The organism is uncultured Ruegeria sp. (assembly GCF_947489545.1).
Taxonomy (GTDB): domain Bacteria; phylum Pseudomonadota; class Alphaproteobacteria; order Rhodobacterales; family Rhodobacteraceae; genus Ruegeria.
Genome location: NZ_CANLDZ010000008.1, coordinates 1 through 17,173, shown reverse-complemented (window position 1 = coordinate 17,173; position 17,173 = coordinate 1). Strand labels below are relative to the sequence as shown.

Below are 17,173 nucleotides of genomic sequence, written 5' to 3'. Positions count from 1 at the left end.
AAGAGAGACGAAGACCATGGCAAAGCTGAAATGGGGCATGATCGGTGGTGGTGAAGGTAGTCAAATCGGACCCGCGCATAGGTTAGGTGCTCTTGCTGACGGGATGTTCGAGTTCGCCGCAGGTGCGCTGGATCATCGCCCCGACGTTGGCCGCGAATACGCCCAGCGACTGGGTGTCGCCGAAGATCGCGCATATGGCAGTTGGCAAGAGATGCTGGCAGGCGAACAGAGCCGCTCGGACCGGATTGATCTGGTTACCATCGCCACGCCGAATTCAACCCATTTCGAGATTGCGAAGGCCTTTCTTGAAGCTGGCTTCAACGTGTTGTGCGAAAAGCCGATGACGATGACCGTGGAAGAAGGCGAAGAGGTTGTCCGCGTTGCCGAAGCTTCGGGGAAAATCTGTGCTGTTAACTACTGCTATTCGGCCTATCCCATGATCCGTCAAGCGCGGGCAATGGTGCGTGCCGGTGAGATCGGCAAGGTGCGTCTGGTGGTCACGAATTTCAGCCACGGTCACCACGGTGACGCCACGGATGCCGACAATCCACGCGTTCGTTGGCGGTATGATCCGGCAATGGCCGGTGTATCGGGCCAGTTTGCGGATTGCGGGATTCACGCCTTGCACATGGCCAGCTTCATCTGCGATGACGAGGTCAAGTCGCTGTCAGCTGATATGGCCTCGACCATTTCCAGCCGCGAACTGGAAGATGATGCGATGATCAATTTCCGTATGGAGGGCGGCACGGTCGGGCGGCTGTGGACCTCATCCGTAGCCATCGGGCGCCAACATGGCTTCGACATTCAGGTCTTTGGTGAAACCGGCGGGCTGCGCTGGGCATCCGAGCAACCCAACCAATTGATCTACACACCCGTCGGAGGTCGGACGCAGATCATCGAAAAGGGCGAAGGTGGCCTGCATGATGAAGCTCAGCGCTTGTCCCGCGTTGCCATTGCGCATCCCGAAGGGTTTCCGCTGGCGGTCGCCAACATCTACTGCGATTTAGCTGATGCGATCCGGGGCGAAACCCGCGACGGATTGCCCGGCGCGTCGGATGGTGTTCGATCTATCGCTGCAGTTCATGCGGCAGTGGCGTCGGGCAATGAGGATGGCGCATGGAAAGATGCGCGCCCGCCGATGTTCCAATGATCAGGGGCGGGGCCGTAATGTGCCCCGTTCGATCACACGACAGGGAAAAATACGTGCCTCAGGATAGCGCTGAGGCTCTTTCAGCATTTCCTCGATCAGATCCACAGATGAGGTGATGATCTGCTTGATTGGCTGATGAATCGTCGTCAGATCGACGCTTTCCCAACGGGACATCTCCATGTCATTCAGACCGATGATTCCGATCTCTTGGCCCGGTTGCAGCCCGTGATCCTTAAGCGCTGACAGCGCGCCAACCGACAGGATATCATCACCGCAGAAATAGGCTTGGGCTGTTGTGTCTTCCAGAAACCGCAGCATCTCCGCGCGACCGGCTTCAAACGAATAGGCATCGGCAAAACAGTGGGTGACGCCGATTTCCGGATGGTTCGCCAATTCTTCCATGAAACCACGATACCGGTCGAGTGCCGAGGTCGCATTCTTCGGGCCGCCCAGATATCCCACGCGCTTATAGCCTCGGGCCAGCAACTCTCGCGCCGCCATGCGGCCGCATTCGACATTGTCGATCCCGACCACATGCACCTCGGGCGACGTGGCTGACCGCCCAAACGTATGGACCACAGGCACGCCCGCATCGTGGAAAGCCTTTGCAAAGCTTGGCGGTAACGTCGAAGATGCAACGATGGCGGCGTCGACCGAATACTGCCGTAACATCCGAACCGAATTTGCCGGTTCGGTTTCGTCGGTCAGATTTACGATCAGAGGGCGCAAGCCTCGCTCTTGTAAGGCGCGTGTGAACTGATCGAAAACCTCAAGGAAAATAGGGTTGTGAAAGTTGTTGGAAATCAACCCGATCAGCTTCGTCCGTCCCGTCGTCAGCGAGGAGGCCAACGCATTCGGGCTGTATCCAAGCTCGTGCGCTGCCTTTTCTACCTTGCTGCGGGTTTTGGCCGACACCGACGCGCCTTCGGTGAAGGTGCGCGAAACCGCTGATCGCGATACCCCAGCAAGGGCTGCAACGTCTTTTAGGGTGACACTCATGGGCGTTGCACGGTTGGTTTGAGGGGCAGTTTGACTGTTGGTATTTTCATGGCAGGAACATTATGCACCATAGCCCTGTGGTTGCAACCGGTTGCAACTTGAGCTGCTGAGCTCTGGCCCGGCGCAGATACTTGTATCCATAAGGGGATGGTGGGTGATGAGAGACTCGAACTCCCGACATCTTCGGTGTAAACGAAGCGCTCTACCAACTGAGCTAATCACCCGTGACGGTGCATGTAGCCAAGCCTGCGCGCGGACGCAAGAGGGTCTGGAACAATTTCTTGCGCTCAATTGGCGATTGTCGGGTCAGTTCGCCATATCGTTCAAAGCGGCCAGCAGTTGGGCGACCTCATGCTCCGTGTTGTAGTGACACAGCGAAATCCGGATGCAATCGCTTAGACCCAGTGGGGTCAGCACATTTCCACTGTAGTGATCGGCTTTGCGTGTGTGTGTCCTTATGCCCTGTTCGTTTAGCCGGGTCACCACTTCGGCTGATGGGAGATCGCGCACTGTGATCGAGATCAGACCCTCTCGGGCTGGGTTGTCCGGCCCTGCCAGTATGCTGATGTGGTCCATATCGCGCAGACCGGGCAGGTTTCCAGTTCCGTTGATCATTGCGCTCGTTAGATGGGTTTCATAGGCGTGAATCGCGTGGCCTGCTACCTCAATCCGGGCGCGGCGGTCGGTGGTGTCGGACAATTGGCTGCCCAGCCAGTCAAAATAGGTGACCACATCGGACATCGTCGCATATGCGCCCGTGTCTCGGGTGCCAAATTCCCAGCCGTCGGCAGGGGCGTCGATCAACTGGTCGTGGGGCTGGGCGGTCAACCGGTCCGAAATCCACGCGATGCCATACCCATGTCGCGAAAACACTTTGTAGGGTGAAATCGCGTAGCCATCGACATTGTAGCTGTCTATGTCCAATTGGCCGTGGGCTGCATGTTGAATGCCGTCCACAATGATGAAACAGTCGGGCGCAACATCGCGGATGGCGCGGGAAATTGCAGCGACATCCATACCCATCCCGGTCACAGGCGATCCATGTAAGATTGTTGCCACCGAGACATCCGGCGTCATCAGCGCGCCATAGTCTTCGGCGGTCACCAGACCGGTCGCGTCACAATGTGGAACGCTGACATAGTTCAGACCGGCAACTTCCGCCCAGCGGCGCGCGGCGCTGCGGCTGGCAGGGTGTTCAATGGAGCTGCCAATGACTTTGCTTCCCTTGGGCGCGTTGACACAGGCGGTTCGGATCATGCGAAACAGCAGCTCGGTTCCGCTTTCCCCCACAAAGAACTGCCCCGACGAGGCATTCATGAACACCGACAGATCTGATTTGGCCTTGTCGATGATGTCGACCAACGCGTGGCTGGCGGTATTATCACGCCCCTGATTGTCGGGGATTGCGGCAAATATAGCGGAGGTTTCGACGACAGAGTTCAGCGTCAGTGCCCCGCCAGCATTCTCGAAAAAGATGCGTTTGCCTTGAAACGGGCAGCTTTCGACATGGGCAAAACGGGCCCGTATGGCGTCAATCAAACCGGGTGTTTCCTGCAGCATATTCGGTGTCCTGTTTCCTGTGGCTGACGCGTGACGCTTTGCTTAAGCTTTGTCCGGGGCATTCTGCGAGATCAATACCCAATGCGACACCCGTGGCAATCGCTATGGCGGAGAAGATGCTCAATAGCTGACTTCATTGTATTTTCTGTGATTTTCGAATTCTTCACTGGTATGAACATTGAAAGGCGCTTGCGTGTCGCCTTAGGCCTCCGATATTCCCGGAGGGACTGCAGTGTTCCAGCCGGGAGTGCACATGACCCTATCCTCCGCCAGCAGATCTCTGATCGCGGCACTGGTTCTTGGCGCGACGATGCTGGCCCCGATCCGGGCCGGGGCCGAGGGGATTTTGGTATTTGCAGCTGCCAGCCTGAAGACAGCTTTGGATCAGATTGCAGCGGAATATGAACTGCAGATGGATGAGACCATAACTGTGTCTTACGCAGCCTCATCGGTTTTAGCGCGGCAAATACAGCTGGGCGCGCCAGCGGATCTGTTCATTTCGGCAAACCCTGATTGGATGGATCTGCTTCAGGATGCAGAACAGATCGATGCAACATCGCGCGTGGATTTGTTGGGAAACGGGCTGGTCCTGATCGGTGCTGCGGGTCGCGCTTCGGTTGGTCAGATCACGCCGGGGTATGATCTGCTCTCGGTGCTGGACGGCGGGTATCTGGCCATGGGTTTGGTCGATGCGGTTCCCGCCGGAGTGTATGGCAAGGCGGCTTTGCAGCGGCTGGGAGTATGGAGCGCTGTGCAGGATCAGGTCGCGCAGACCGATAACGTACGCGCCGCTTTGGCCCTTGTGGCAACCGGTGCCGCACCGCTTGGCATTGTGTACCGATCAGATGCAAACGCCGAAACGCGGGTCAGCGTTGTCGGCACGATCCCGGCCGATATGCATCCGCCGATTATCTACCCTGCTGCGGTTACGTTGTCGGCGGGTGACAATGCAAAAGCCTTTCTGGGCCATCTGCAATCCGATGCTGCTACGTCGGTCTTTCTTGAGCAGGGTTTTACCCTGCCGGGCGGGTGACAGGGATGGATGGGTTGGGTCCAGCCGAGATAGAGGCGCTTAAACTGTCCCTGAGGGTGTCGTTCTGGGCCACGCTGGCGACGCTGCCATTTGGTATCTTCGTTGCCTATGCGCTGGCTCGCTGGCGGTTTCCGGGCCGGCAGGTGCTGAATGGCCTAGTGCATTTGCCCCTGATCCTGCCGCCGGTGGTTACCGGTTATCTGCTGTTGCTGACGTTTGGCATCCAGGGGCCGGTGGGTCGTCTGTTGGGCGAAATTGGAATCGTTGTGGCCTTTCGCTGGACGGGCGCCGCTCTGGCCGCAGGGATAATGGCATTTCCGCTTATGGTCCGGGCGATCCGGCTGTCGATCGAGGCGGTTGACCCAAAACTGGAACAGGCCGGTGCGACGCTGGGCGCATCGCGCGCTATGGTCTTTGCGACCGTGACCTTGCCGATGATCCTGCCGGGCGTGACTGCCGGTGCTATTCTGGCCTTTGCCAAAGCGATGGGAGAGTTCGGAGCCACGATTACCTTTGTGTCAAACATTCCCGGCCAGACGCAAACGCTGCCATCGGCCGTCTATGCGTTTTTGCAGGTGCCTGGGGGTGAGGCCGCAGCCACGCGGCTGGTCATCATCTCGATCATCATTGCCATGGGTGCGCTGCTTCTGTCGGAATATGTCGGACGTCGCGCCGCAGCACGGGTGGCCGGAACATGAGCCTTTCTGTGCGTTTGCAACACCGCCTGCCAGGGATCGATCTGGACCTCAGTTTCGATGCGCCACCGGGTGTGACCGTTCTGTTCGGCAGGTCGGGTTCGGGTAAAACCACCATCGTCAATGCAGTAGCGGGATTGCTAAGGCCCGAGGCCGGGCGCGTCGCAGTGAATGATTGGATTCTGTTTGATATTGAGCAGCACCAATGGTTGCCGCCACACAAACGTCGGTTGGGTTACATTTTTCAGGAAGGACGGTTGTTCCCGCATCTTAATGTTCGCCAGAACCTCGCCTATGGGCGCTGGTTCGCCCCAAAGAACGCACGCCGTGAAAACCCGGACAAGGTGATCGAGATGCTAGGGGTCGGGCATTTGCTGGATCGTCGTCCGGCGCGGCTATCGGGTGGTGAAAAACAACGCGTTGCCATTGGTCGCGCCCTTTTGGCCAGCCCGCGTCTGATCCTTGCCGATGAACCGCTGGCCGCATTGGACGACGCCCGAAAGGCCGAAATTCTCCCGTATTTTGAACGACTGCGGGACGAGGTTTCAGTGCCAATTCTGTATGTTACCCACGCGGCGGCCGAGGTGGCGCGGCTGGCGACATCGGTTGTGGCATTGCAGGACGGCAAAGTTGTGCGACAGGGCCCGGCCGCTGACGTACTGGCGGATCCTTCGGTTGCACCTGCCGGTGTGCGCGCAATTGGGGCAGTGTTGAAAGTCAGGGTGCTGGCGCATCATGACGACGGGTTGACCGAGTTGGACGCGAACGGCGCGCGGCTTTTTCTTCCTCGGATCTCGCACGATTTAGGGGAAGACTTGCGCATTCGAATTCCAGCTCAGGAAGTGATCCTGTCGAAGACGCCACCACAAGGTCTGTCTGCCCTGAATGTTCTAAGCGGCACTGTCGACTCCATCCGGTCCGGCGACGGGCCTGGGGCCATCGTTTCGGTGAAAACGCCTGCCGGAATCGTCCTGGCACGTGTGACGCGCCGGTCGGTCAACGCGCTGGGGCTTGAGGCAGGGGCGCCGTGCCACGCGGTCATCAAGACCGTTGCGCTTGCGCCGCAGGATGTAGGTGGCCGGATAATCTCCAACGAGTGAACCCATATTGATCTTCTGATCCGGCAAATCGGCTGGGTAAGCGGCTTTACTCAGAAGTGGCAAAGCCTATGTTGTAAGGGGTTGGATAATATATTCTGGGATTTTTTTATGATGCAATTTTTCAGGTTAGCTGCGCTGTCGGTTTTGTTGATAACGCCCGGTTTGGCACAGGCCGTGGGCTTTGGCCTGAGTGTCAGGCCGCAATTCAAAACCGAAATCACGCCACTGCAAAACGGAATCTACGAAGTCAAAGCCAAGGGGTCGTCTGCAGCGGTCAACTATTGGTGTGGGATCGGGGATTACGCGATCCGAACGCTGCGCGTTCCGAATTCTCAACGCATCTATATCTCGAGAGCCTACGAGCCCGGGGTTAGGACAGTTCAGTTCTCACTGACCCCGCCCGAAGGGACCGATACCAATCCCGGCTATTCCATCACCGTCAAACGCGTGGGCGAAAACATGTCGGCAATCTCGGCGCAAAACTACTGCTATGATAACTTCATGGATTTTGATTTCTGAGGTTCAGATCCACTTGGCCATCGGCGGTAGGCTCATCAGGACAGCGTCCGGATCATGGCCGGTTTCCAGCCCAAACTTCGTGCCCCGGTCGTAGACAAGGTTGTATTCGGCGTAAAGGCCGCGATGTACCAGTTGCGTCGTCTTGTCAGCGTCCGAAAAGCTGTGTCCGCGGCGCCTTTCCACCAATGGCAGGTAGGCTGGAAGGAATGCCCTGCCGATATCCTGCGTCAGAGAAAAATCATTCTGCCAATCCCCGGTACAATAGTCATCCATGAATATCCCGCCGACGCCGCGTGCGCGTTTACGATGTGGGATGTAGAAGTATTCGTCTGCCCAGTCTTTCAGGCGCGGATAGTGTCCCGGCCCATGTGGTTCCAGATGAGCTTTTTGAGTGGCGTGGAAATGCACCGTGTCATCATCGTACTCGATGCAGGGATTCAGGTCTGATCCGCCACCGAACCACCAGGCATGCGGGGTCCAGAACATGCGTGTGTTCATATGAACGGCTGGCGCATGGGGGTTCTGCATATGGGCAACAAGGCTGATACCCGAGGCCCAGAACCGAGGATCTTGGGTCATGCCGGGAATGCCCTTGCGCGCGGCCATGGCGCGTTGGGCCCGCTCACCCAACGTGCCGTAGACAGTCGAGACGTTGACCCCGACCTTCTCAAACACGCGCCCGCCGCGCATGACGGACATCAGGCCACCGCCCGCATCTGATCCATCCTCGGATTGGCGTTTGGTTTCCTTGACCTCGAAACGGCCGGCTTCGGCATCCGCGAACGGGCCGGTGTCGTGACTGTCTTCCAGGGCTTCAAACGCCGCAACGATATTATCACGCAGTTCCCGGAACCAGGCGGACGCGGTGGATTTCTCGGTGTCGAACATAGGGATCAATGTGCTGGGGCTGCGACGGGGTCCAGCAGGGTGCGGCCGCCATCAATTGTCAGAATTTGACCGGTGATGAACCCGGCAGCGTCCGAGGCTAGGAATTGAGCCGTTTCGGTCAATTCGTTCGGGGCTGCGATGCGGGCCAGTGGCGTGTGTTTTTCGATATCGTCGCGAAAATCGCGGTTCTCTTTCAGTGTGGACTGTAAAGATGCACTCATGACTGATCCCAACGCGATCGAGTTCACGCGGATACGGCTTGGTGCAAATGCGACGGCCAGCGACCGGGTCATCTGATCCAGCGCGGCCGTGGAAACCGAATATGCCATCAGGTCAGGATGCGTGCGTCGGGCGGCGATTGAAGACAGGTTGATGATTGATCCCGCCGGGCCTTCGTCATCTTCATCTGACTGCTTGATCATGCGTTTTGCGACAAGTTGGCTAAGCCGTAAAGCGGGCATCAGGTTCTGGTTCAACAACGTGCGAACCGAGTCGTCATCGGTGTCCAGCGGGTCGGACGGGATCACCTGCCGCGAGCCGTTGATAAGGATGTCCACCTGGTCGAATGCATCCAATGTGGCCGAAAGCAAATTGGCTATGGTCAGTTTTTCCCGAAGATCTCCGGCGAAATATCGGATGTTGCTATCATCGGCCTGCTCACCCAACTCTTCCGCCAGTCGTTTCTCATCCATGTCCGCAAACATGACATTCGCCCCGGCATCCGCGAAATGACGCCCGATGGCCAAACCAATGCCATTGGCGCCGCCGGTCACAATTGCTGTTTTGCCAGTGATGGAAAAGGACATCCGAATCCTCCTGAGTTGAAGGGCAGGTTAGCGGGCCTTATCGCCGAGGGCGAGAGGCGTGAAACACCTTGAAGCGATTGTCTCCTGTAACCTCTTGGACTTGCGCGAATACATCGTTCAACGTGGCCTCATAGGGCAGGTGACGGTTGGCAACCATCCACAGATCACCATTACGGGTCAGGTTGCGGGCTGCCGCCGCGATAAAACCCTGGCCTAGGGCGGGATCAGCGCTGCGCGCTGTATGAAACGGCGGGTTCATCACCACGGTATCGATGGGCTCGGGGCTGTTCCAGATGACCGCATCCGCCCAATGAAACTGCGCCTGGGGGTCCGGCACGTTGACCCGAGCACATTCGAGTGCGGCGTGATCTGCTTCGACAAGATGCAATGCCTTGATGCTGTCGTGGTCCTGCAACTGGGCGCTTAGGTATCCCCAACCCGCGCCCAAATCGGCCACCCGGGCTCCTAGTTTTGTCGGTAGAGTTCGTACAAGCAGGGATGACGCCGGATCGATTCCATCCGCCGAAAACACGCCGGGAGCGGTTTGAAATCCGTCCGCGGTTTGAGTGTCCGGCGCAGCCCAATCCTGGAAGGCTTCTGGATCAGACTGGAACCAGAAAATCTTGCCATGCGCTTTGGCAATCGGTCCCTCAATAGACACCCGTTTGCGGATGTCCTTCATAATGCTGTCCACACCGTTGGTTTTGGCACCATCAACGACAACCAAACCCTCCGTACGGCTGCAAGCCTGTTGGATCATCGCACGGGCCAGTGCTTTCGCCCGAGGAAGAAACAGGATTGCGCTCTGGCAGCGGTCTTGCGCAACAGGGGCGACATCAAACCCCTGCGCTGCAAAGTGATCGTGAAACGGTTTGAACGGTTGTACTACCTGCGTTTCACGCGGCAGAGATGAGAGGTCGTGTTCCGGAGTTGGGCCAATTACCGTCAGCGGCTGTGACAGCGTCAGGCCGCTTTGCAAGACAAGATCTAGGCGAGGGGACATGGACAATTCCAGCTAAGGGTGAGCATGGGGTAAATTGCCCCGAAACGCGTTATTCTTCGCGTTCCATTGTGCATTGCAAAGGGTGCTGGTGCCGGCGGGCGAAGTCCATCACCTGACCAACCTTGGTTTCTGCAATCTCGTGACTGAAAACGCCCACCACTGCCACGCCCTTTTTGTGAACGGTCAACATGATCTCGAACGCTTCGGCGTGGGTCATTCCAAAGAACCGTTCCAGCACGTGCACCACGAATTCCATTGGTGTGTAGTCGTCGTTCAGCAACAACACCTTATACAGCGGCGGACGCTTGGTCTTGGGGCGCGTCTGAACCAGAACGGACGCGTCATCGTCGCCGTCCGGTTTGTCAGACATCATCCATTGGTTTTCCAGCATCTTGTGCAACTGTCCGATTCAGGCATTTGGATTATCTGTGCGCTTATATAACGTGGGCGTGGCCAGTGAAAAGAGCAAGCGAACGAAATCGGAATGAACACTAAGCTTACAACAATCGCGTTCGACGCTGATGATACCCTTTGGCACAATGAAAGGTTCTTTCAGCTGACCCAGGCTTATTTTGCCGAGTTGCTTGCCGATCACGCCGAACAGGACCACTTGATGGAGCGTCTTCTGGCGGCAGAAAAACGCAACATCCGGCACTACGGGTACGGGATCAAAGGGTTTACTTTGTCGATGATCGAAACCGCTATCGAGGTTACGGAAGATCGTGTGCCAGCCTCGGTCATTCGTCAGTTGATCGACGCGGGGCAAGATATGTTGGCCCATCCGATCGAATTGTTGCCATTTGCGCGCGAAGCGATCGAGAGCGTTTCAAACTCTCATCGCGTGGTGCTGATCACCAAGGGCGACCTAATCGATCAGGAACGCAAACTTGCGCAATCGGGATTGGGCGATCTGTTCGATGGGATTGAGATTGTGTCCGAGAAAACACCGGACGTCTATCGGACGATCTTTGACCACCACGGGGATGGGCCTGCGGCCTCGATGATGGTTGGCAATTCAATGCGCTCGGATGTCGTCGCGCCGATTCAGGCGGGATGCTGGGGTGTTTACGTGCCACATGGCCTGGTTTGGGAGGTCGAACATGCCGAAACACCAGAGGATAATCCGCGATTCCGAGCGCTGGATGATCTGAGCGAATTGGAAGGTCTTATTTGTACGCTAGAGTGATGTGGCTATTCCGCCGCAGTTCCAAAAATTCCATTTTCGAAAATAGCCTCACTGCGCCGAAAATAGCCCATTTGGTGTTTGTGGGGAAAAAAACGGCCAGATATAGCGTGTGAAAAGCGGCCAAACGAAACTGCAAAAACCCCAGCTTTCGGTTTATTTCATGGGACCTGTGTGTTAGCCTTATCGTTAACAAAATAAATTTTGCTGACCGGGAAAACCCGGCGGCTTGAGGCAGACAGAGGCAAAAATCGTGCAGGTTCGGCGGACAGTTCCGGCCCGAATGGGCTTATTCCTTATAGCATTGTTGTGGCTGATATTTTTTGTGCCACTCAAAGGCTTTGCTGCACCTTACGCAGCGGTCGTGATCGACGCGAGGACAGGCGAGGTGCTTCATTCTCGCAATGCCGATACGCGGCTCCATCCTGCATCCCTGACCAAGATGATGACGCTGTACATCGCATTCGAGGCGGTCCGAAACGGTGAAATCACGTTGGATACGCCGGTTCGCATTACCAAGAAAGCAGCGGCAGAGCCGCCGTCGAAACTGGGCCTGAGGTCTGGCCAGACTATCGCGTTTCGTTACTTGATTCGCGCGGCCGCGGTGAAGTCCGCTAACGATGCAGCGACCGCCATCGGTATCGCAATCAGCGGGTCCGAGGCAGCTTTTGCACGTCGCATGACCCGCACTGCCAAAGCAATGGGGATGAGCCGGACGACCTTTAAGAACGCGCACGGTCTGACCGAGTCGGGACACTTGTCGACAGCGCGCGATATGACAACTCTGGGGCGTCATTTGCTTTATGACTACCCGCAATACTACAACCTGTTTTCGCGCCAATCGACCCATGCGGGGATCAAAACTGTTCCCAATACCAATCGCCGTCTGCTGGCGGCCTACAGGGGCGCGGACGGGATCAAAACCGGCTATACACGGGCTGCGGGATTCAATCTTGTAGCGTCAGCCAAGCGTAAGAACGAACGTATCATTGCGACAGTGTTTGGCGGTAAGTCAGGTGCGTCGCGCAACGCCAAAGTGGCAGAGCTGTTGGATCTGGGTTTTCGTCGAGCACCGTCCCGCGCACCCATCCGCAAACCCGGGCGCCCGGTTTATGCCGGGAACACTGGCCTTGGCGGAACAACGCAAGTTGCGCGTCTGACTGGCGCGCCCAAGAAAAGCCTGCGTCCGATTGTGCGTCCCAGCGCTGCGACCCAGGTTGCAAGCGCGGTTGTCAATACGGCGAACCAAGATCGTGACCGCATCCAAAGCGGTATCGCGGCCGCTATGGCAGAAGCCGATATTGCACCAACCGCACCTCCGGTCGATAGCTCGGACACGCGTCCGGCTTTGCGGCCTGAAAACCTGGTTTTGGCTGCGGCTGAAACGGTCAAGCAGCCTGCGCCCGAGCAGGAAATCGTCACCCGGTTATCGACCTCAGGTGGGCACCTGTGGGGCGTCAACGTTGGACGCTACACAACGCGCTATGAGGCCGAGAAAGTTTTGTTGAAAACAGCGCTGTCGGAAATGACCACGCTGGAAGGCACACTGCGCAAAGTGAACCAAAGCTCACGCGGGTTTGATGCAACTTTTCAGGGCATGACACGCGAACAGGCTGATCTGGCTTGCCGCCGCCTCAGCGCTCGAAATGTAACGTGTTTCATGATCGGACCATCATAAGGCCCGACGACTCTCCTGACTGGATCTGGACTGCGGAAGAGATTTCGCAGCCGTTTTTTTTGTGAGAACCCGGAAAGAGCCTGCACAATAAAAAAGCACCCCAGCATAGCTTTCTACGGTTGATCAGACAGTTTCTCTTGCTGCCTCAGTCAAACACGTGGCCATGCTGATACTGCTCATCTTGACCTGCAGCCGCAGTCAGAGCAGCGACATTATCCTTGGTGAAGAACCCGTCATACTTGTGACAGCGCTCGATATACTCAGTGATCAGCAGCGTGTTCTTTGAGTGCTTTGAGAAGATCTGTTTCAGGTTCGGATCATCTTTGCATTCACCAACCACATGAGCCAGAAACGGGACGCCTTCGTCTTTGAGCGTATTGACCACGAAATCGACGTTCTTTTCACCGGCGCCGTGATCGCCATCCAAAATCTCGACCGCCATATGATGCAGACGGCGTCCGAAATTGCGCACGAAATCCTCGGTTGGCATCGGCAGTTTTGCGAATGAATTCACGAAGGATGGTGTATTGTTGGCTGTGAACACCTTGGCCGGGGACTTCTTGTCATCATCCACGTTTGGGTTGCGGTTCACATTGGTCGACGAGTTCATGTCGAATATGTTGTACGCCCCCCAAAAGTAGTAAGGCACCATTGTCAGAAATTCGAGGATCGCATCCTCGCGCTCTCCGGCCAGAACCCGTGTGGCGAGGTGGTCGATGCCCAGCATAAGCGGGGCGATCTTGCTGTCGGTGCTGAAGGCTGCCGCCTGAACCAATCGCGCTTGTTCTGTATCACTCAGCAATACCCGGTCGCCCAGTCCAAGGCTGTCGGTGTCATTGAAATCTAGCGTCGAATAGCCGACCCGATTGCAGGTAAAATCGGATGGGGTCGTAAAGCGGAACCCATCCAGCGTGTAGAAAGGGTTTTCGGTATCGCCGCTGTATTCGAACCGGATGTTCTGATCCTCGAGCGTTTTACTCAGATTATTCAAATCCGTCGCAGCAAAGATCTCGCCCACATATCGGGTCTGAGGCGTCTTGCGCGCCAGCGGGTACATGCGGTTGATGCGCGGGATGAAATCCTCGAACGTGTCACTGAGGGGTGCCATCAGGATCAACGCCGGGTAGTCGGCGTGCGAGTGCATCACCGAAAACTTGTGCGTTCGTCCCAGATAGCTGGCTGAATGGCGATAGGGCGTCATTACATAAAGCTCGACCATGGTGTCGAACAGAGCCCCGGCTTCAACCTGCATCACAATTGCCCGCATTGGGCCGACCAGTTCCGCAATACCCGAACTGTTGCGTCTTTCGTAGATTTTCGGGAGGTATTCACCGAAGAAGTCCGAGTTCTTCTTGTCGCCTCGCGGTTCGTAGGACATCAGGTCGAAAGACATATTTGCCTCCTTGTGCAAAACTGGCTGGGATTGAGATGGCCGGGCATCTGTCCACGCGTTGAGTTGCTAAAATTACAGTATTGAGAACATGCACTTGCAGGCATGCTAGGGTCAGAACACTGTCCGGGCAACAGAAAGAAAATGATCAGGTTTGATTGCGGATAGATGACTATCGGGTGAATTTCGTCACATCGACGCCGCCTTCGATCAGGTTTTCGCGGACCGAGCGGGCGATTTGAACTGCAGTTGGCCCGTCGCCGTGCAGGCAGATCGTATCGATCGATGTTTCCAGTCGCTTGCCGCTTTCGGTTATGATTGCCCCCTCGCGAACCATGTTCAGGATACGAGGGCCGGCGATCTCAGGATCATGTATAACTGCGCCGGGCAGGTTGCGATCGACCAGAGTGCCATCGTCGTTATATGCGCGATCCGCGAAGATCTCGCCGACCCATTCGCACCCTAGCTCTACTACAGCGTCTTCCTGTTTAGTGGCGGCCAACACCATGATGATGATGTTGGGGTTCACATCCAGCGCGCCCTGATAACATGCGCGCGCCATGTCGATATCGACCGAGCACATATTGGCCAAGGCGCCATGCAATTTCAGGTGGCGCACTTTTGTCCCGACAGCAGTCGCCATGCCTTGCGCCGCACCCAGCTGATATCGCACCAGGTTGCGCAGGCTCGCATGTGGCACTTTCATGTTGCGGCGGCCAAACCCTTGCAGGTCTGGAAAACCCGGATGCGCGCCAATACCCACATCGTTTTCAGCGGCCAACGCCATCGTTTTGGCCATCACATCCCAATCGCCGGCATGAAATCCGCAGGCGATATTGGCAGAGGTTATGATCTTCAGCAGGCTTTCATCATCACCCATGGTCCAGGGGCCAAAGCTTTCACCCATATCGGCATTCAGATCGACGCGGGGCATCGGCAACTCTCCTTAGTCGTTGGCAGAGATCACTCCACCGATCAATTGGTAGGACAACAGGTCCTGGATGTCATGCGGGTCTCGCAACAGCGGTTCGACCTTGCCGGGCAGGCGTGCGAGCTCAACGTCGAAGGCGGACTGAAGCGCCATCGCCTGATCCGTCGTCACAAACTCAAAGCGGATCGCGGCACCTGCCGGTGTTTGTGCTGCACGCGCCATGTCGCATGGCAGAACCGTTGCGATCCGAGGATACCCCCCCGTCGTCTGGCATTCAGGCAGCAGGATGAACGGATTTCCGATGCCGGTCATCTGAATATCACCGGGGGTGATCACCTCGGACAATATGTTCAACTGACCCTTGGCAGCAAAACCGTCGCCGTCGCTTTCAAGTTGCATGCCCATACGGTTTGCGCGTGTGCCTCGCCAAAACGTGGTTTGCGCGAAACGATGCAGCGTTTTGTCGTCGAACAGTGTCGTTTGAAAACTGGCAACCACATGAAGCAGACCGCCCGAAAACCGCTCGGCCGGGGCTAGTTTTAGTCCTGTATGGCCCGAATCTGCTCCGACCGCCAACACGTCACCGACCTGCACTGCCCGACCTACTTTGGCCGTCAGGTGGGTCGAGCGTGATCCCAAAAGCACCTCGGATTGGATGCCGCCGCCCACGTGAAGATATCCGTAGTTGCCTTGCAATGCCGCGCCGATCGCCAGGCGCTGGCCTGCTTCCAGTTGATGCGAGGCATTCCAGGGCACCGGGCTGCCGTCTAGCGTGACCTGCATGGGTGCCCCTGTCAGCGCAATGCGAGTGGGTAGGGTTGCCTCGAATTCTCCGCCAAGCCCAGCCATTTCCAATGCCGCACAGTCCGGGCTCTGTCCCAGCAGTGCAGCCCCTTCATATAAGGCCAGAACGTCGGCTGCCCCTGATCTGGACAAACCCTGATCCTGAAATCCAGGCCGGCCTTGGTCCTGAATGGTGCATGCCGGGCCGATGCGGTGGATCGTCAAGCTCATGCGGTGATCTCCTCACATGTCGCTCCACCTGTCCCATCGGTATTGTTCGCCCGGATCTGATCCAGTTCATCGGGCGAGACTGGTTCGAATATCATTTCATCGCCGGGTTTCAGGACAAAGCTCTGCTCCATTTCCGGGCGAAAGCACCGAAACGCGGTTTGCCCAACATGCCGCCAGCCGGTTGGCGTAGGGCCGGAAAACAGAACAAACTGCGAGATTGCCAAGACCAACGCCCCTTCGGGCACCATCGGCGTAAGGTCCTGCAAGCGGGGGATGTCAAACTCAGGACCCAACGGACCCAGATAAGGCTGTCCCGGAGCGAACCCGATAGTCAGAACCCGGACCCGAGTTGTGCTCAACCGCTGAACTGCGTCCTCCGGATCCAACCCGGCTGCCGCTGCGGCTTCCTTCAGTTGGGGCGCCAGATCGGTTCCATAGACCGTTGGCACGCGCCACAGCCGCCGCCCTTCGGGCAGAGGCGCGCTGTACCAGTTCTGCTGCTCCAGCAGGCTCTGAAGGCGCAGTCTGATTTCCGCATGTGTCAGGTGCTGTGGATCGAACCGGATATAGGCGGATCCCAGTGTGGCCGATGTTTCGGTCACACCGTCCCATCGCAGCTGTTCAATTTCTGCCCGAAACGCCAGGGCGGCGCGGTTTGCGTCTTCGGTCATTGTGTTGGCGAAGGTCACCAAAGCACCATCAAAGCCAACGGTGCGAACCAAAGGAAAAGTATCAGCGACGGTCATGAGCGTTCCACTGCAGGTCGGTAGGTTTCGTGCGGGAACCAGATCGTATCCAGTTCAGATGCGCAAGGCCGGGAATACATGCTTGATGATTTCGTAAAGCCGGGAAGCTGGGGCGAGCGTTCGGTGTTTGGATTATGATCCGATTGTATGGGCACGAATTAGCGAAGCTGGTCTGAAATACCGGTTTAACGTGAATCAATTTGCCGATTTGAGTCGTATTCACTAGTACAGGGTCTCCGCCAATTGTCTATATATTGTGTCTGGCCATTAGACAGCATGGATCAGTCGTCTGTCTTCTTGGACTTTTTGGGGGAAACCCGCGCGAAGGTTTGTTGTTTTGTGCCGCTCAACCTGTTGTTTTTGATAGTATAAAGTTAGTAACGCAAAAAAGATGATCAGGATGTCTTTTTCTGCTTGCGGTCTTTGTCAGTAGTACTTAGAACCCCCTTCACCGGCGCTGCTGAGACGGCGCTGACGG

18 protein-coding genes and 1 tRNA gene are annotated in these 17,173 nt (G+C 56.8%); 7 read left to right on the top strand and 12 right to left on the bottom strand.

Going from position 1 to position 17,173, the window contains the following annotated elements; translation table 11 throughout:
* Positions 1 to 16: 16 nt before the first annotated feature.
* Positions 17 to 1,150: a Gfo/Idh/MocA family oxidoreductase gene (locus tag Q1B13_RS12450; protein ID WP_299080969.1), complete on the top strand. Its 1,134-nt coding sequence runs from the start codon at positions 17 to 19 to the stop codon at positions 1,148 to 1,150.
* Here Q1B13_RS12450 and Q1B13_RS12445 read toward each other — a convergent pair whose 3' ends face one another.
* The 4 genes from Q1B13_RS12445 to Q1B13_RS12430 all read right to left on the bottom strand — a co-directional run bounded on the left by Q1B13_RS12445 (position 1,151) and on the right by Q1B13_RS12430 (position 3,833).
* The gene (locus tag Q1B13_RS12445) at positions 1,151 to 2,149 is read right to left on the bottom strand and encodes a LacI family DNA-binding transcriptional regulator (protein ID WP_299080972.1); all 999 of its coding nucleotides are present in this window, start codon (positions 2,147 to 2,149) and stop codon (positions 1,151 to 1,153) included.
* A 148-nt stretch (positions 2,150 to 2,297) separates the two neighbouring features.
* Positions 2,298 to 2,373: transfer RNA gene (locus Q1B13_RS12440), tRNA-Val, on the bottom strand.
* Positions 2,374 to 2,455: 82 nt separating this feature from the next.
* Positions 2,456 to 3,709: an aminotransferase class V-fold PLP-dependent enzyme gene (locus Q1B13_RS12435; RefSeq protein ID WP_299080975.1), complete on the bottom strand. Its 1,254-nt coding sequence runs from the start codon at positions 3,707 to 3,709 to the stop codon at positions 2,456 to 2,458.
* Positions 3,681 to 3,833 carry a hypothetical protein gene (locus Q1B13_RS12430; RefSeq protein ID WP_299799824.1) on the bottom strand — a complete coding sequence of 51 codons (153 nt, stop codon included), beginning with the start codon at positions 3,831 to 3,833 and terminating at the stop codon, positions 3,681 to 3,683. The genes Q1B13_RS12435 and Q1B13_RS12430 overlap by 29 nt, the downstream gene beginning before the upstream one ends.
* 129 nt (positions 3,834 to 3,962) lie before the next feature.
* On the opposite strand from Q1B13_RS12430, the gene modA reads away from it, so the two are divergent.
* The 4 genes from modA to Q1B13_RS12410 all read left to right on the top strand — a co-directional run bounded on the left by modA (position 3,963) and on the right by Q1B13_RS12410 (position 7,056).
* On the top strand, positions 3,963 to 4,742 hold the full coding sequence (gene modA, locus Q1B13_RS12425) for a molybdate ABC transporter substrate-binding protein (protein ID WP_299080978.1): 780 nt from the start codon (positions 3,963 to 3,965) through the stop codon (positions 4,740 to 4,742).
* Between the two features lie 5 nt (positions 4,743 to 4,747).
* Positions 4,748 to 5,440, top strand: coding sequence for a molybdate ABC transporter permease subunit (modB, locus tag Q1B13_RS12420; RefSeq protein WP_299080981.1), 693 nt, complete (start codon positions 4,748 to 4,750; stop codon positions 5,438 to 5,440).
* Positions 5,437 to 6,537, top strand: a complete 1,101-nt coding sequence (gene modC / locus Q1B13_RS12415; RefSeq protein WP_299080983.1) for a molybdenum ABC transporter ATP-binding protein — start codon at positions 5,437 to 5,439, stop codon at positions 6,535 to 6,537. The genes modB and modC overlap by 4 nt, the downstream gene beginning before the upstream one ends.
* 108 nt (positions 6,538 to 6,645) lie before the next feature.
* Positions 6,646 to 7,056: a hypothetical protein gene (locus Q1B13_RS12410; RefSeq protein ID WP_299080985.1), complete on the top strand. Its 411-nt coding sequence runs from the start codon at positions 6,646 to 6,648 to the stop codon at positions 7,054 to 7,056.
* A gap of 3 nt (positions 7,057 to 7,059) precedes the next feature.
* Here Q1B13_RS12410 and hemF read toward each other — a convergent pair whose 3' ends face one another.
* From hemF to clpS, 4 genes are read right to left on the bottom strand one after another with little or no spacing between them, the layout of a single operon-like run.
* Positions 7,060 to 7,944: an oxygen-dependent coproporphyrinogen oxidase gene (gene hemF / locus Q1B13_RS12405; RefSeq protein WP_299080988.1), complete on the bottom strand. Its 885-nt coding sequence runs from the start codon at positions 7,942 to 7,944 to the stop codon at positions 7,060 to 7,062.
* 5 nt (positions 7,945 to 7,949) lie between these two features.
* The gene (locus Q1B13_RS12400) at positions 7,950 to 8,750 is read right to left on the bottom strand and encodes an SDR family NAD(P)-dependent oxidoreductase (protein WP_299080991.1); all 801 of its coding nucleotides are present in this window, start codon (positions 8,748 to 8,750) and stop codon (positions 7,950 to 7,952) included.
* Between the two features lie 37 nt (positions 8,751 to 8,787).
* The gene (locus Q1B13_RS12395; protein WP_299080994.1) at positions 8,788 to 9,753 is read right to left on the bottom strand and encodes a class I SAM-dependent methyltransferase; all 966 of its coding nucleotides are present in this window, start codon (positions 9,751 to 9,753) and stop codon (positions 8,788 to 8,790) included.
* Positions 9,754 to 9,802: 49 nt separating this feature from the next.
* Complete coding sequence (gene clpS, locus Q1B13_RS12390; RefSeq protein WP_298935197.1) at positions 9,803 to 10,144, bottom strand: ATP-dependent Clp protease adapter ClpS; 342 nt, start codon at positions 10,142 to 10,144, stop codon at positions 9,803 to 9,805.
* A 93-nt stretch (positions 10,145 to 10,237) separates the two neighbouring features.
* Here clpS and Q1B13_RS12385 point away from each other — a divergent pair, with 93 nt between their 5' ends.
* Together Q1B13_RS12385 and Q1B13_RS12380 are read left to right on the top strand one after the other, a co-directional pair.
* A complete protein-coding gene (locus tag Q1B13_RS12385) occupies positions 10,238 to 10,939 on the top strand; it encodes an HAD family hydrolase (RefSeq protein WP_299080997.1) in 702 nt (233 codons plus the stop codon).
* A 280-nt stretch (positions 10,940 to 11,219) separates the two neighbouring features.
* Positions 11,220 to 12,614 (top strand): D-alanyl-D-alanine carboxypeptidase family protein, encoded by a 1,395-nt coding sequence (locus Q1B13_RS12380; RefSeq protein ID WP_299081000.1) that lies wholly within the window; start codon positions 11,220 to 11,222, stop codon positions 12,612 to 12,614.
* Positions 12,615 to 12,759: 145 nt separating this feature from the next.
* Here Q1B13_RS12380 and Q1B13_RS12375 read toward each other — a convergent pair whose 3' ends face one another.
* The 4 genes from Q1B13_RS12375 to Q1B13_RS12360 form a co-directional block, all read right to left on the bottom strand.
* Entirely contained in the window at positions 12,760 to 14,007 is a 1,248-nt protein-coding gene (locus Q1B13_RS12375; RefSeq protein ID WP_299081003.1) for a hypothetical protein, read from the bottom strand.
* Between the two features lie 169 nt (positions 14,008 to 14,176).
* Complete coding sequence (locus Q1B13_RS12370; RefSeq protein ID WP_298935193.1) at positions 14,177 to 14,938, bottom strand: 5-oxoprolinase subunit PxpA; 762 nt, start codon at positions 14,936 to 14,938, stop codon at positions 14,177 to 14,179.
* A 12-nt stretch (positions 14,939 to 14,950) separates the two neighbouring features.
* Positions 14,951 to 15,949 carry a biotin-dependent carboxyltransferase family protein gene (locus Q1B13_RS12365; protein WP_299081006.1) on the bottom strand — a complete coding sequence of 333 codons (999 nt, stop codon included), beginning with the start codon at positions 15,947 to 15,949 and terminating at the stop codon, positions 14,951 to 14,953.
* Positions 15,946 to 16,695, bottom strand: coding sequence for a carboxyltransferase domain-containing protein (locus Q1B13_RS12360; protein ID WP_299081008.1), 750 nt, complete (start codon positions 16,693 to 16,695; stop codon positions 15,946 to 15,948). The genes Q1B13_RS12365 and Q1B13_RS12360 overlap by 4 nt, the downstream gene beginning before the upstream one ends.
* Positions 16,696 to 17,173: the final 478 nt, after the last annotated feature.